The 15,528-nt window shown below is 56.9% G+C and carries 10 protein-coding genes and 1 pseudogene; 2 read left to right on the plus strand and 9 right to left on the minus strand.

Annotated elements, in window-relative coordinates; all coding sequences use genetic code 11:
* Positions 1-84: 84 nt before the first annotated feature.
* The 5 genes from BBOH_RS05990 to BBOH_RS06010 all read right to left on the minus strand — a co-directional run bounded on the left by BBOH_RS05990 (position 85) and on the right by BBOH_RS06010 (position 7,575).
* Positions 85-1,620 carry an alpha-L-fucosidase gene (locus BBOH_RS05990; RefSeq protein ID WP_033522092.1) on the minus strand — a complete coding sequence of 512 codons (1,536 nt, stop codon included), beginning with the start codon at positions 1,618-1,620 and terminating at the stop codon, positions 85-87.
* Positions 1,621-1,766: 146 nt separating this feature from the next.
* Positions 1,767-3,539: a type 2 periplasmic-binding domain-containing protein gene (locus BBOH_RS05995; RefSeq protein WP_179855861.1), complete on the minus strand. Its 1,773-nt coding sequence runs from the start codon at positions 3,537-3,539 to the stop codon at positions 1,767-1,769.
* Positions 3,540-3,747: 208 nt separating this feature from the next.
* On the minus strand, positions 3,748-5,502 hold the full coding sequence (locus tag BBOH_RS06000; protein WP_044098238.1) for a type 2 periplasmic-binding domain-containing protein: 1,755 nt from the start codon (positions 5,500-5,502) through the stop codon (positions 3,748-3,750).
* 86 nt (positions 5,503-5,588) lie between these two features.
* Positions 5,589-6,521, minus strand: a complete 933-nt coding sequence (locus BBOH_RS06005; protein WP_033522049.1) for a carbohydrate ABC transporter permease — start codon at positions 6,519-6,521, stop codon at positions 5,589-5,591.
* A 25-nt stretch (positions 6,522-6,546) separates the two neighbouring features.
* Positions 6,547-7,575: an ABC transporter permease gene (locus tag BBOH_RS06010; protein ID WP_237743168.1), complete on the minus strand. Its 1,029-nt coding sequence runs from the start codon at positions 7,573-7,575 to the stop codon at positions 6,547-6,549.
* Between the two features lie 456 nt (positions 7,576-8,031).
* Here BBOH_RS06010 and BBOH_RS06015 point away from each other — a divergent pair, with 456 nt between their 5' ends.
* A complete protein-coding gene (locus BBOH_RS06015; protein ID WP_033522045.1) occupies positions 8,032-8,721 on the plus strand; it encodes a YesL family protein in 690 nt (229 codons plus the stop codon).
* Between the two features lie 84 nt (positions 8,722-8,805).
* A complete protein-coding gene (locus BBOH_RS06020) occupies positions 8,806-10,092 on the plus strand; it encodes a serine hydrolase domain-containing protein (protein ID WP_033522043.1) in 1,287 nt (428 codons plus the stop codon).
* 113 nt (positions 10,093-10,205) lie between these two features.
* Here BBOH_RS06020 and BBOH_RS09585 read toward each other — a convergent pair.
* The 4 genes and pseudogenes from BBOH_RS09585 to BBOH_RS06050 all read right to left on the minus strand — a co-directional run.
* Positions 10,206-10,631 (minus strand): annotated as a pseudogene (locus tag BBOH_RS09585) (hypothetical protein); the annotation flags it as partial.
* 96 nt (positions 10,632-10,727) lie between these two features.
* On the minus strand, positions 10,728-13,361 hold the full coding sequence (otsB, locus tag BBOH_RS09045; protein WP_035140235.1) for a trehalose-phosphatase: 2,634 nt from the start codon (positions 13,359-13,361) through the stop codon (positions 10,728-10,730).
* Positions 13,362-13,688: 327 nt separating this feature from the next.
* Positions 13,689-14,570 carry a carbohydrate ABC transporter permease gene (locus tag BBOH_RS06045; RefSeq protein WP_033522038.1) on the minus strand — a complete coding sequence of 294 codons (882 nt, stop codon included), beginning with the start codon at positions 14,568-14,570 and terminating at the stop codon, positions 13,689-13,691.
* A 13-nt stretch (positions 14,571-14,583) separates the two neighbouring features.
* Entirely contained in the window at positions 14,584-15,516 is a 933-nt protein-coding gene (locus BBOH_RS06050) for a carbohydrate ABC transporter permease (RefSeq protein WP_033522036.1), read from the minus strand.
* Between the last annotated feature and the right edge of the window lie 12 nt (positions 15,517-15,528).

Below are 15,528 nucleotides of genomic sequence, written 5' to 3' on the forward strand. Positions count from 1 at the left end.
GTCATGCCGCTGGCACGAAGCGTCATTTTTCACATCGGTCGTTCCTGACGCACACCCCACGCTTCGCCCGCAGCCTCCCCGATTTCATCGTTCGATGATCTTGAACCCGATCGGCAGATCATGCCGACCGGACAGTCGTGGGTTCCTTTGCTCCACCGGGAAGATCACCAAGCCGTCATTCGTGCATTCGTACCGGACCGGGCCGGCCCCCAGCTGTTCGACACCGGCTATGACTCCATGAAACGGTGGGACTTCATGGTCGTGATACGACGCGAGACTTGCAATGCGCACGGCGCCTGAAGGCACACCATCCGAATCCCCGCCCTTGGAGGGCAGTTTCGCCGGGTCGACCGGATTCGCCGGATTAAGGCAAAAAGCATAGACGTCGCCGTTCTTCGAAGTGAACCGGAAGTCGCCAGCCGTCCATCTCTTCGGTTCTGCATCGGAGAACGACCCGTTCTGCGCAATGGTGGGGCCTTCCCCGGCAAGCAGCCATGGACGAGTAGCATAAATCCCCTCGCCGTTGGCATCAAGCCAAGCGCCGACACCTTCGAGCAAATCGCGATCGTGCCGGGAGATGGAACCGTCCGCCTTAGGACCGACGTTGAGCAGCAGATTTCCGTTCTTGCTGGCCGCGTCGATGAGCGTGACCAACAGCTCGGCCAGATCCTTGTAATCCAGCGTCTTCGTATAGCACCATGAGTCACGGGCGATGGAGGTATCGGTCTGCCATACAAATGGTGCGGCCTGCGCCTGCCCGCCGCGTTCCATATCATAGATTCCAGCGCCCCAAGCCATACCGCCATCCTTATAGCAGATGGAAACGGGCAAACCCCATTCAACGCCTCGATTGTAGTAGAAAGCCGCCATTTTGCGGACATATGGCTTAAAAGCGGAGTGGTGAATCCACCAATCAAAATACAGTAATTCGGGGCGATAACCGTCGATAAGCTCACAGACGCGCAACAACCAGTCGTCAAGATACTCGGCGGTCGGCGCGGGCACGCTGAACAGGTCACCGTCATCCCGTTCGGGCATGGCCGGCCAATAAAAATCGCCACGTCGCATCGGCTCACACACGTCGGAGTCGAAATCACGGCCATGACCCATGAACCACCAGTGCTCGGCTCGGTGATCGGAGACGGCAAAATGCAGTCCATGGCGGAGGGTCGCCTCACGCAGCTCACCGATGACGTCGCGGTGGGGACCTTTTTCAAAGGAATTCCAATGCGAAAGTTTACTGCGATACATCTGGAAGCCGTCATGGTGCTCAGCCACGGGAAAATAATACCGGGCGCCGGCCCGCTTGAACAGGTCGAGCCATTCATCGGGGTCGAACCGTTCGGCCGTGAACATGGGGATGAAATCTTTATAGCCGAAATCCTTTTGCGGGCCGTACGTTTCGACATGGTGGTCGAATTCGGGATAACCCTTGATATACATGTTGCGCGAATACCACTCATTGCGGTATTCCGGCACGGTGTAAAGCCCCCAATGAGTGAAGATACCGAATTTTGCATCATGGAACCAGTCCGGCTGCGGCGCACGGCACAGCGATTCCCAGCTATCGCAATACGGCCCGGAGGCGACGACCTCGTCTATAAGCTCCTTGCTAATCACTGCGTTCCTTCCCGACCACTCTCATTCCGGCATAGCCACCGGCCAGCGACCGCCGCCGCAAGTGTCGTCTGGCCGAAGCGCAACCTCTCCGCTTCGGCCAGACACATCACCTGACCAGCATTGGTCAGTCAGTCTACGACCGGCCACTATTTGGAGGCGGCGTCAGCCCCGCTCTTGCTGTACTCCCTGACGATGGCCTTGCGGGCCTTGTCCTGGTCCTTCGCGTTCTTCATATCGAAGTCCAAAACCTGTTTCATGCCAAGCCCATCGGTCTGGGTGCGCATGCCGTCGACGATCTTCTGGAATTCGTCGTCGCTCTTGGCGAACACCGCCTTCCACGAATCATTGACGATCTCCGTCTTCACGGAGCCGCGTAGCGTCGAGATCCGCGAATCCTCATCGGGCTGCACGTAGGTGGCGCCTGGGGCGATGTCGATCATCTTGTTCTTCTCGAGATATTCCATCGTGGTCTTGGCGCCTCCCATATGCTCGGACCAATCCTTGTTGAGCGGGCTGTCATTCGCCTTTTCGATCTCGCTGGGCCACAGCGTGGCGTTGAAGGAGTAACCGGTGCCGGGGTCGATGTCGCTGACCAACTCGGTCGGAAAGTTCAGCTGGGAGATCCCATCGGTATAGGAGCCGCTACCCCACTTGGTCGGTACATTGGCCTTGCCGCCGTTGAGCACCTTCGAACCGAAGTCCGTGAGCACCGGCTTGCCGTCCTTGACGGTCCAGTTCAGGTCCTTCGGACCGGCGGCGCCGCCGGTCTGTGCACCGGAGTCATAGACACCCTCGGAAGAATATAGCCAATCAATGAATTTCACGAGACGCTGCTTGTTCCTGGCCTTGGAGCCCAGTGCGATCATCGTCGTGCCGCCATTGGGAGTCGCGCCATAGGAGAAGATCTTCTGGTCCTTGAGCGGAGCGATCATGAATCCCTTACCGGCGGCCCTGTTCTCATTGGTGTTGTAGGCGGCCTGTCCGAGCCATGGCCAGAAGGAGAAGAGCACCTTGCCGTTCTTGTACTTGGTGTTCATGGTGTCGTAGTTTTGCGTAGTGGATTCCGGATCAACCAACCCCTGGCGTTGTGCTTCATTGAAGAACTTGAGCACGCGGTCGTAAATGCCATCCTTCTGGGTGATCGATTCAAAATCGGAGCCATCGGCCTTAGCAAGCACGAAGCCCATCTCGTCATAACCGTAATAGCAGGCAGGCTGCTTGACATTGTTCATCATGTTGCCGTCCCAGTCCTTGAACAGGCTCATGGCGTAGATGCTGTTGTCGCCCGACTCGGCACGGGCCTTGTCCTGCATGCCCTTCATGACGGGGAGCAAGTCTTCGAGGGTATTGATCTCCGGATAACCGATGGCCTTGTAAAGATCCCAGCGCACATACGGGCCGAACGTGGGTTCGAGGCCTTCTCCTGCAACGGTGGGTTTACGCGTCGAAACGGAACCGGGTATGGCCCACACACCCGACTTCTGGCCGATTTGCCTGTTCAAGGCGTCCGTGGCATCCTTGTGCTTCTTGATATTGCTCATCCCGGACAGGTACGGGGTCATATCGTCAATGAGCTTGGCGCGCACAAGCTTCGAACCGCGACCGGAACCATAACCCGTAATGATGATGTCCCCCAAATTGCCGGCGGCCGAACGGGTGTCGAATAGGGTGCTGCCACCGCCCGCCACGTTGGGAGAGATGTAGTTGAGCTTCATGTTGAACTTGTCTTTGACGAGCTTGGCGAACCACCCCTTCTGCACGCCCTGATAATTCGCCAGATCGTCGTAGACGGTGACCGTCATCATCGAACCGTCATCCTTCTGGTCGGCGGAATTGCCGCCGGCGCCACAGCCGGCGAACATCATCGCCATGGAAACGGCCGCCGCCACCGACATGACGGTCTTTCTTCTCGATATCATCGTAAGTCTCCTCGCTTTCATCGGTTCGGCACCGTCACCGAATTGATCACCGCACCCCGGACATCCCTTCCGACCTCGGATCGGATGTTCAAGGCTGCAACGCTCACCGCTGACAGATGAGCAAGCATTGCAGCCGCCTCACAACCCAGCCATGTGAAGCGGTGCAACCAGCGGCCCCCTGACGGCAGGGCCGCTGGTCAATCCGACGCTACTTCGAAGAACCCTCGTTCTTCTCGCGGTTGGCATATTCCTTGAGGATGGCCTTGCGGGCCTTGTCCTGGTCCTTCGCGTTCTTCATATCGAAGTCCAAAACCTGTTTCATGCCAAGCCCATCGGTCTGGGTGCGCATGCCGTCGACGATCTTCTGGAATTCGTCGTCGCTCTTGGCGAACACCGCCTTCCACGAATCATTGACGATCTCCGTCTTAATCGATCCACGCAGAGTCGAGATCTGCGAATCCTCATCGGGCTGGATATAACCGGCACCTGGGGCGACCGCGAGCATGTTGTTCTTCTCGAGATATTCCATCGTGGTCTTGGCGCCTCCCATATGCCCCGACCAATCCTGTTCCAAAGGCGAGTTGTTGAATTCCTCGATGACGGACTTCCAATCGGTGGAGGAGTAGTCCTCACCGGTCGTCGGGTCGATGTCGGTGGCGTTGACGGACTTGAAGTTCAGTTGAGGCTGACCGTCAGACCATGAACCGCCGCCAAACTCCTTGGGCACCGTTGCGCTCTGATCGTTCTGCAGCTTCTTACCGAAATCAGTCAGAACCGGCTTGCCGTCCTTGATGTCGTAATTCATGCCCTTCACATTGCCGGCCATGGCATAGGCGCCTTCATTCGAGTACAGCCAGTTGATGAACTTGACCAGCCGCTGCTTGTTCCTGGCCTTTGAACCGAGTCCGATGAACGAACCGGTGCCGTTGGGTGTGGCGCCGTACGAGACGATCTTCATGTTCTGCAACGGGGCGACCATGAAGCCGACCCCTTGCTTCTTGTGGTCAGTGGTGTTGTACTGCGCAGGCCCCAAATAGCTCCAGAAGGAGAAGAGCACCTTGCCGTTCTTGTACTTGGTGGTCAACGTATCGAAGTTCTGCGTGGACGATTCCGGGTCGACCAGCCCTTCTTGGTTGGCCTTGTTGAACCAAGCCAAGGTCTTGTCGTACATGCCGTCCTTTTGGGTGACGGACTGGTAATCGTGGCCGTCGACCGCAGCGAGTACGAAGCCCATCTCGTCATAGCCGTAGTAGCAGATCGGCTGCTTGATGTTGTTCATCATGTTGCCGTCCCAGTCCTTGAACAAGGAGATGGCATAAATGCTGTTGTCACCCGTTTCCTTGCGAGCCAGATCCTGTTCCTGCTTGAGCACATCGAGGAAGTCGTCCATGTTCTTGATTTCCGGATACCCGAGCTTCTTATAAAGATCCCAGCGGATGTACGGGCCAAACACCGGCTCGTTGCCTTCCGACGGCTGGTCGGGCGCCTTGGTGGACACGCTCATCGGCACGCCCCATACGCCGCTCGACTGCCCGGCGACCTTATTGAGGTTGTCGGTCGCGTTCTTATACTTCTTGATGGAATCCATGCCGTTGAGGTACGGCGTCATATCATCCACAAGCTTGGAGCGGATCAACTTGTTGAGTCGACCGTTGCCCGCTCCGGTGATGATGATGTCACCAAGATTGCCCGCCGCGGAACGAGTGTCGAAGGTGGTGCTGCCGCCACCACTCACGTTCGGGGAGATGTAGTTGAGTTTCAGATTGAACTTATCCTTGACGAGCTTGGCGAACCACCCCTTTTGAACCCCTTGATAGTTCGCGAGGTCATCATAGACATCGACCTTCATCAACGAGTCGTCATCCTTCGGGGTCGCGGAATTGCCGCCGCCACAACCGGCGAGACCCATCATCACCGACAGCGTCACCGCAATGCCGGCTACAACCTTCTTCTTTAGAGACATCTGCTCCACTTCCTTTCTTTTACCAATCCGCCAACTGGCGCAACGGATTGTACCATTCTGTTTCTGGGCGATTCACTCCGGCTTGTTCACCCCTTCACGGCGCCGAGCATCATGCCCTTGACGAAGTAACGCTGGAAGAACGGATAAACGAACATAATCGGCAACACGACGATGACGGAAACCGTCATGCGGATGGACGTAGGAGTCTGCTGGGTGGCCATCGCCGCCACATTCATGGCGGTGCCGGCGTTCGCCTTGACCGACGCCGCCAGGGAATTAGCCTGGTTGATGTATGTGTAGAGCAGATACTGCAACGAATAGAGCTTGTTGTCGGTTATGTATATCAACGTGTCCTGGAAGGAGTTCCACTGTCCGACGGCGGAGAAAATGGCCACGGTCGCCAAGATCGGCGAGCACATGGGCATGATGATCTTGAAGAAGATCGTCATGGTGCCGGCGCCGTCCATCTCGGCCGCCTCCTCAAGGCTCGAGGGGATGGATTCGATGAACGTCTTGACCAGGATGATGTTGAACGGCTGCACGATAGCCGGCAAGATATAAACCCAGAACGTGTTGGTCAGTCCAAGGTTCTTCATGGTGATGAACGCCGGGATGATGCCCGCGTTGAAGTACATGGTGATCACGAAGAAGCGGTACCAGAACTGCCGATGCCACATCTTCTTCTGAGTAAACATGAATCCGAGGAAGGCACTGGCCATAACCGTAAGCACCGTGCCGATTACCGTACGCCCCAAGGAAACCAGAGAGGCCTGCCCCATTCCCTCAAGACCGAAGACCTGCTTGTAATTTTCAAGATGGAAACCCTGAATCCACCAGTTGACCTTGCCCGCTGCGGACGCTGCGTTGTCGGAGACCGAATTGATCATCAAATACCAGAACGGGTACGTGCACAGGAAAGCGAACAGGATGAAGAAAGCGCCGTTGAATACCGCGAACGCCTTTTCACCCGTAGTGCGCCGTTGAGCCGGGGAAACACTTTTTACTGCTTTTTTCGACATTGTTTTTCCTCTCCTTTTCGGTCGCTCAGATAATCGATTCGCCACGCGTGCGCTTGGATATCGCATTAACCGATATCAGCAGCACCACGCTCACCAACGATTTGAGCATCGAAATGGCCGTAGCCAACGACAGCGAGTTGTTGCCCATGCCGATGTTGTAGACGTAGAGGTCAAGCACCTGAATGTGCTTGAGATTGAAAGCGTTTTGGAACACGAAATACTGATCCATGCCATTGTTCAGGAAGTTGGATACGGAGAGCATCAGCAGCACCATGTACGTAGGCATGAGCTGCGGAACGGTGACATGGAGAATCTGCTGCCAGCGATTCGCGCCGTCGACCTGTGCCGCTTCGTAAAGCTCCTGGTCGATGCCCGAGATACTCGCCAAATACATGATCGAGCCCCAGCCCAGTCCCTTCCAAAGACTCCACAGAAGCATCTTGATCCACGTCCACGAGTCGGAGTCAAGGAACTTGACCGGCTCGGCGATAAGACGCAGGTTCTCAAGCAGCTGGTTGATCATGCCGGTTGAGGAGAACATGGCGAAGGCCACGGAATAGACCAACACCCAGCTGATGAAATTAGGCAGGGTGGTCAGCGTCTGGACCAGGTTCTTGAACCACCTCGTACGAATTTCATTCAGACCGATGGCGAAGAACAGGGGGAAGATGGACGTTAGAATGCCCAAGCCGCTCATGGCGAAGGTGTTAATCAGCACCTGCGCGATGGTGTGCAGCTGGGCTGGATTCTGCACCAGCATCTTGAACCACTGCAAACCGACGAACTTGCTTTCGGACAAGGGAATAGGCGGCTGATAATCGAAAAACGCGTAAACCCAACCGAACAGAGGAAGGTAGCTGAAAATCAGAGATAGGATAATGAACGGGACAATCAGCATCCATAGCTTGAAGCCCTGTCTCCTTACGGACTGGCCTCCTCCCCGATCTTTTTTAACGTGATTGCGCGCAACACCGTTCTTACGCTTAAGGCCCGTCGCCCTATCAGGGCCACTCTTGGTCAGCGATACCGTAGATGCATCACTTTGGGATTCCACCATTCCTCCTTCGGATACCTGCACACACAGCGACGTGCGTGTCCTGTTGCCAACGACAGGCTCGCGGTAAAGCACTGCAGTATTTCTCTTGTTTAGAATGTTATAAATATATAATAAACTCATTTTACTTATTTGTCAATCCGCGCTTTTCCCTTGAAATAACAAGGAATCTGAGCCTTTTTGTTCTCTTGAGAAAACAGAGGATTTCGAACGACATGACCCATCATCCCTTACACCGGCACACAGGTTTCATGAAGTTCACCGACCTCTGAAACGACCATGTCAAATCGTTTAATTATCGTGGTGGCTACGACTTTCATGGGATGGCGCGTTCACTCAGGACGTGACTCATCGCATGATAGCCGCAAGTCCTTAACGACGGGAATCCGCATCATCCGCCCTACCGAGCGCGATTGCCCGTCTCCGAACATAGACAGTTCCGAGGTCAAACGGAAAATGCGCTTCAATATCGACAGTCCATTCTGGCAGTTTCTGACCTTGTGCGTAAGGTACTTCATCCTCAACCTGTTATTCGTGATCTCCTGCCTTCCCGTGGTGACCATCGGACCGGCGCGGGCCGCACTATACAGCACGGTCTTCGCCTATAACGATAACGAAGACGTCAATCTGGGACGCGAATACATCCGCCGCTTCATCCACGAATTCCCGCGTGCCCTCGGAGCCTTTGCCATATTCATCGCGCTGGCCGCGCTTATCGTCTTCGCCCTCGCCTTTTGGAATCACTTAGGGACGAAGGCCGCATGGGTCGTTCTTCCGATACTCATTGCGGCAGGAATCCTGGTGGCGGTAACGTTCGAATACTATTTTCCGATTCAAGCGCGGTTCACGAACACGTTTAGAAACACCTGGTCGAACGCGCTCAAGATGCCCTGGGCCGTTTTCGGTAAAACGCTCATACTGCTGGCGATTGACGTGGCGGCAATAACGCTTTTCGTGTTCACCAAATGGCTACGCATATTATTCGTCCTACTGGGATTCTCTTGGCTCGCATACGCGAAATCGCTGGTCTATCTCAAAGCGTTCGACCAAATTGAGCGGGTAAGCCGCGGTGAAGCGGGCGACGGCAGTACCTCCAATCCTTTCACCCCAGAGAATCACTCACTGCCCACCGCCTCGTTAACCTGAAAATCATTTGATGCGCCTGGACACAGTACGACGAACCGCAAATCCGGATACCACAAGACCACCAACCGAAGAAGGCACCGAAGAATGAACAAGGACACCCAACAACTCCTCCAACTGACCCTCGACAAGGCAGTCGACAATGGCACCGTGGCAGGCGTAAACCTTTTGGTGACGCAGCATGGCCAAGACAGACATTACGTTCAGTCAGGCATGCGATCGATTGAACGAAACCAGGCAATGACCCGCGACACGATATTCCGCTTGTATTCACAGACCAAACCAATCACGGGGACAGCCGTGATGATGCTCGTGGAACGCGGGCTCATCGATCTGGCCGAACCGGTAAGCGACTTCCTACCTGGATTCAAGGGCCAGCGCGTCAGCCTTGACTACCCTGATTCCGAACGCCCGGCCGTCACAATAACCACCGGGTCCGGTTCCGGGGACTCACGACGAAGCGATGTACCTGCGATTGAAACCACTGAAGCGACCCGGCCTGTACTTATCCGAGATCTGCTGACCATGACCTCCGGCCTCGTCTACCCCGGCAACGACAGTGCTGCGGCCCGTTGGACGGCAGGCCTTTTTGATGAAATCGATGCGCGGCTGAAAACACCGAAGGCCCTGACCACCATCCAAATCGCGAACCGGCTTGGAAGCGCCCCGCTGCTGTTTCAGCCTGGAAGTCATTGGATGTACGGCACCTCGGCGGACGTACTCGGCGCAGTGGTGGAAGTCGTCAGCGGCAAACGGTTCGGCGACTTCCTCCGACAAGAAATTTTCGAGCCGCTTGGAATGCGCGACACGGCGTTTTTCGTGCCGAAGGACAAAATCGATCGGCTTGCCGCAGTATATGACAACCCATCAAACCCCGTGGACCCGGATAACGCCGGCCTGCCCTTACATGAAATCGAAACCGATCACCTTGGGGTGCAATACCGGCCAACCATCGACCCCTCTTATCAGGCCGGGGGTGCGGGGCTAAAGTCCACGGTCGACGATTACGCCAAGTTTGGCCAAATGCTGCTGAACGGCGGGACCGCCCCGGACGGCACCAAACTCATACAACCGGCCACCATCCGCTTCATGACGACTTCAGGACTCACCCCACAGACGCAGGCCGAATACGAAAACTGGCAGAACGGCTACGGATACAACACGTTGATGCGCACTGCGCAACGACCCGGGCGAAGCGAAACAATCTGCAACGTCGGTGAGTTCGGCTGGGATGGCTGGCTGGGCACGTTCTTCTGCGACGACCCGGCCACCGGCACCACCTTCCTGATGATGTATCAGCTGACCAATTCAGGCACGACGCCATTCACTCGTGCGGTGAAGAACATCGTGTTCTCTCATTTGGACGACGAATAAAGCCCAATATGTACGGCGATCGCTGGGCACCGCGTGCTTGATCACGCCATGAATATCGGCAACCTGTCAGCACTCCGATCATAGTGCTGACACAACGGCGCGGAATCGGATGCCTAGTAGCTGTGTTTGGAGTCGAAACCGTTGTCGCGCAAGGCATTCAGGACCTTCTCAATATGGTCGTGACCATTGGTCTCAACGGTGACACCAAGCGAAACGGAATTCATGAAATGCGAAGTGGCCTTGAACTGGCCTTTGTCAAGCTCGATGACATTGGCGCGGGCCTGAACCAGCACCAGAGCCACCTTGACCGACCGATCCGGGTGTGTCCGGAAGTTCGACCTCGAAGCTCATGATGCGGCCGCGAACGAATTCCTGAACGCGGGTGAACTCTCCGGGATTGCGCCGATGATGCATGCATCGGGATTGAACGTCTGGATGATCAGGTCCACACCTGCGCCAAGTGCGTCACCACCGAACGGAACGACCACATCGGTGACGTTGGGCACGTCCTCGAGAATCCCCATGCCGATGGTGGCCTGCAGGTTCTCCGGCTTCATGAGGATCTCATGCCCGGTCATCCGCGAAAGGACCGACGAGGGGACGATGCCGGACGCGACAGCACAACCGGATAAACCCTAATGCTCGTCGCTGTCGTGAATCGCCACGGCCTGGGATTCGCTATCCAAGTACCCCAGAAGCCGGATCATTTCGGCGGAATCAGCCAAGCGGCTGCGTGCCTTGGTGGCACCTTGACCGATCTTGAGGGTCCACGTGGAAACCGCTCCCTCATCGGACTGATCCTCGACATCCCGCGCTTCAGACATCTCGGCGGCCCGGGAGGAAACGTCGCCACTACGATGCCGCTTGGACGCCTGCGTGCCCAGACCGTCGAGATCGAAGCTTGAAGGCGGGATGGCGGAGAACATGGTTTCATCGGTCGTGTCATCACCGGCGGCGAGGATGAAGTCGTAAGAGCCGCCTTGCGCCAAAGGCACGACGGCAAGACCCTTACTGATCGAGACGTGGCAGACCTCCACGACCTTGGAATTCTCCATGGTCATCAGGCCGTATTTGCCGCAAACCTCGTGCAGCCTGTGCAGGAGTTCCTCTCGCTCCTTGTTGGCTAGCCTCTGGTCACACAGACGGTAATGCCAGGCGAGCGTGCTGGATTTGTGCTCCACGAAAGACTTGGGCACACGTTCAACGGCCTGGTCCATAAGTTCCTCGATGATCGGCCGCCACACCTTTGGGTCTGGCAGATTCGCGGCACGACGCCACACCCGGCCCGAAGGATCCACGATGGTCCCCGAAACCGCCGCGTCGGCCTCGTCACCGGCATCATCGCCATGTTGCGGCGGATCACTGCGCCAAACGCCATGCTCCGCAATCAGACCGACGGGCAGCAAGCCGAACCATTCCTCCATCGTCGCACGGTCGCGGCCGGAGACGACGTAAAAATCAGTGTTCGCGGTCGAGCCGATACGGCGCAGCAAATCGAGCAGCGGACGCTTGGGCTTGGCACGGTCAGGCGTGCGCACCAACGGTGTCAGCGTACCGTCGTAATCGCACAGCACCAGCCGACGACGCGCCTTGCCCCAGCGGTTGACCAGCACGTCACGTTGCAGGCTTTCAAGACGACGGTCGGCCGTGCCGGGATCACTGACCTGACGCAATGTGCTCAGGAACTCGACGCACCACAAATCCGCAGTGCGGTATTTCAGACGCGTCTGCATGGTGCGATTGCGGCGGCGAGCCTCGTCCGGAGAAATTTCCAGCGCCTTATTCAGCGCCTCGCACACCGCGTCGATATCGTAAGGGTTGACGACGAACGAGTCGGTCAGCTCGCGTGCAGCGCCGCACATGTCCGACAGCACCAGTGCGCCGTCACGGTCGTCGTGGCATGCCAAATACTCCTTGGCCACGAGATTCATACCGTCACGGAGCGGGGTGACCAGAGCCACGTCACCGGCCGCATAGATGCCGCAGACCGGCTTGATCGGCAGCGAGCGCGTGATGTAGTGGATAGGCGTCCACGACAGCAATGAGTACTTGCCGTTGACCTTGCCGACCAGGCGGTCCACCGTCTGTTTGAGGTTTCGGTAGGTTTCGACGTTCTCACGCGTCGGGGTGGCCAGCAGGTAATAGGTGACATGCCCCACCCACTTCGGGTAGCGCTCGAGCATGAGCTCGAAGGCGCGCAGGCGCTCCGGCAGGCCCTTCGTGTAGTCAAGGCGATCGACGGAGACGACGACCTTGCGGGGCACCTTGTCGGCGTCCGGGCCGAGATTGCGGGCCAAAGCGAGTTCCGGCAACTCCTGATGCGCATGGTGGCTCCACCAGTTGCTGTCGGCCACCTGGGCCTCCGTGGCGGCCTGCGATTCGGCGGTGAGCGAGGTTTTGATACGACGGGTGCGTTTGCCGCTGGCCGCCTCTATGCCGTGCTGCATGGCCTGTGCGAGGCTGGATCGTGCGGTGCGGCGATAGAGGTTGTAATCAATGCCGATGGGGAACGCTTCCACCGTGACATACCGCTTGTGGCGGCTCGAAGGCCGGTCGGAACCTGTCGCAGGGTCCGAAGGCTCATCAGTGAGGGCTATGCGTCCGTCCGGTTTGATGTCCAGATCAAGCAAAAGACGTACGACGGACATGAAGTTGATGCAGAAATCGATGGTATGGAATCCCACGAGGTCCGCCCCCAGCAGTCCACGCAGCAGATCGGCGCCATTGGGAAGCTGACGGAAAATCTCAGGACTGGGGAATGGGATATGCAGGAACCAGCCGATGCGCAGATCCGGGAAGCGGGAGCGTAGGAGCGCCGGCAGGAGCATGAGGTGGTAGTCCTGGACCCACACGGTGTCGCCGGGGTGCACAAGCGTGGAGACGGCCTCGGCGAACCGTTCGTTGACGGCCTGATAGACCTTCCAGGTGGCGGGCTCGAATTTTGCCTCATGTGCGAAATCATGGAACAGCGGCCAAATCGTGTCGTTGGAATACCCGGCGTAGTAGCCGTTAATCTCATCCTCGGTCAGATACACCGGTTCACAGCGGCGGGAACGGTATTCCTCGGTCATGCGGTCGATGTCGCGTTGCTCGTATTTGGCCGGGTCGACACCGCTCCAGCCCACCCAGAAGCAGTCACGATGCGATTTGAAATATGGGCCGATGGCCGTGGCCAACCCTCCGATGCTCTGAACGGCCGCGATTCCGCCATCCTCCTGCCGTTGCAAGGACATCGGAAGCCTGTTGGAGACGATGATCAAACGTGACATACCCACCCCAATTCGACACGGACCTGACAGGCGATGACGCCACGACGCGAACGGCGCCTGATATATGGCAGGTCCTGCATATACAGCACATTATAACGTATGGCCACGTGAGGCAAGCCACACTGGCGGTTGAGTGGCGTGTTTGCATCCATCGGCTATTGCATCGGGGGGGGGGCTTAGGGACTCAGCAGCTGGGAGCTTTATTGCATGGCAATCGGAGTTTATCCTCGCGTCTTATGGAACGGTTTGAGTTGAAGAGGGTTGCGTCGGACCTCAGCCACAAAGCCGGGGAGCCCACAGGGCTCCCCTAAAAAGCCGGTGGCTTTTTTACTTTACGGCTCCCCTCATTACGCTGCCTACTACCCACTTTTGAGCGAAGACGTAGACGACGAGGATCGGGGCCATGGCCATCAGGTAGCTGGCGAACGCCATCGGGTAGTTGGTGGCGAACTGCGAGCTGAAGACGTACTGCGCCAGCGGGATCGTCTGGTTCGACTGGTCCGTGAGCACGATCAGCGGCATGAGGAAGTCGTTCCACGCCCACAGCGCCGTCAGAATCGCGATGGTGGCGTTAATCGGCCCCATCAGCGGAAAAATGATCTTCCAGAAAATCGTCCACGTGGAAGCGCCATCAATGCGCGCGGCCTCCTCCAGCGATATCGGGATCGAACGGATGAAACCGGTGGCGATGAACAGGTTCGTGCCCAATCCCAGCGTCATGTACAAAATGATCAGGCCAAGCTGGTTGTCAAGGTGCAACGCGCCCATCTGCTTGGCCAATGGCAGCATGATGACCGGGAACGGCACGAACATCGCCGCGATGAAGAAATAATACAGGAAACGGAAGAAGCGCTTGTCCATGTTCCGCGCGATGGCGTAAGCCACGAACGTGTTCGTCAGCAGCGTCAGCGCGACGGATGCCACGGTGATGATCGCTGAGTTGAGCGCGGCCTTCGGATAGTTGACCTTGGCCCACGCATCCGCGAAATTGTGCCAGTTCCACGTGGTTGGCAGCGCGAAGGTGCCGGCGTCGGCCGGGGTCTTGAGCGCGGTGACAACAGTGAAATAAAGAGGGATAAGCACCGTCAGGGACAGCACGGCAACAACGGCGGTGAGCCACCAGTTGATGTTGTGGTCACGACGATACACCTTGGTCTCAGCGGGTTTGGCGGCCGAGACGCCCGTCTTTGAAATTGTTGTTGCAGACATTGGAATCTCCCCCTCAGACCTTTTCCTGGGCATTGGAAATACGGAGCTGGATGAACGCTATGATTGCGAGCACGATGAAGAACAGCACGGCGTTCGCGGTCTGGTAAGCGTATTCGCCGCCCGTCAGGCCACCTTTCCAAATCAGGTAGGTGACCGTTTCCGTCTTGGAATCTGGACCTCCGTCGGTCAACGCGACCACCTGATCGAAGGTATTGAACGCGTTCTTGAACGAAAGCACAAGATTAATCGTGAAGAACGGGCCGATCAACGGGAAGGTGATCTTCCAGAAGTTCTGCCACGCGTTGACTCCGTCGAGGGATGCCGCTTCATAGATTTCATCGTCGATGGTCTGCAATCCGGCCAAATAAATCAGCACCGAATAGGCCACACCCTGCCACACCGACAGGAAGACGATGGGCACCCACGAGTAGCTCTCGCTGGTCAGCAGCGACTGGGAGAGCCAGCCGATGCCGAGCGCTTTACCAATGGCGGGCAACGGCGCCATGAAGATGTATTTAAACACATAGCCAATGACCAGCACGCCCAGAGTGTACGGAATGAAGTAGATCGCGCGGAAGCCGTTCTTGAAGGCAATGCGGCTGTTGAGCGCCACCGCCAGGAACATGGCGATGACGTTGATAAGCAAAGTGATGATGACCGCGAGCAGGAACGTGAAAACATAAGCGTGCCCGACGCGGTTGTCTTTGAACAAGGCCCCGTAGTTCTTCAGTCCAATCCACTTATAGTCACCGAAACCCTGGGAATTCGTAAAGGAATAGGCGACGCCGCGAATGAACGGCACATATAGGAATACCGCGAAGATGAGGGCGGCGGGAACGGCCATCCAGTAAAAGGCGCGGTCCACCTTACGGCCCGAAAACGCCGACTTGCGCGGCTTCTTAGCCGGACGAGAAGAAGCCACGGCGCTGGTTGATGATGAAGTCATGATTGCCTCCTG

This window comes from Bifidobacterium bohemicum DSM 22767 (genome assembly GCF_000741525.1).
Classification (GTDB): Bacteria; Actinomycetota; Actinomycetes; order Actinomycetales; family Bifidobacteriaceae; genus Bifidobacterium; species Bifidobacterium bohemicum.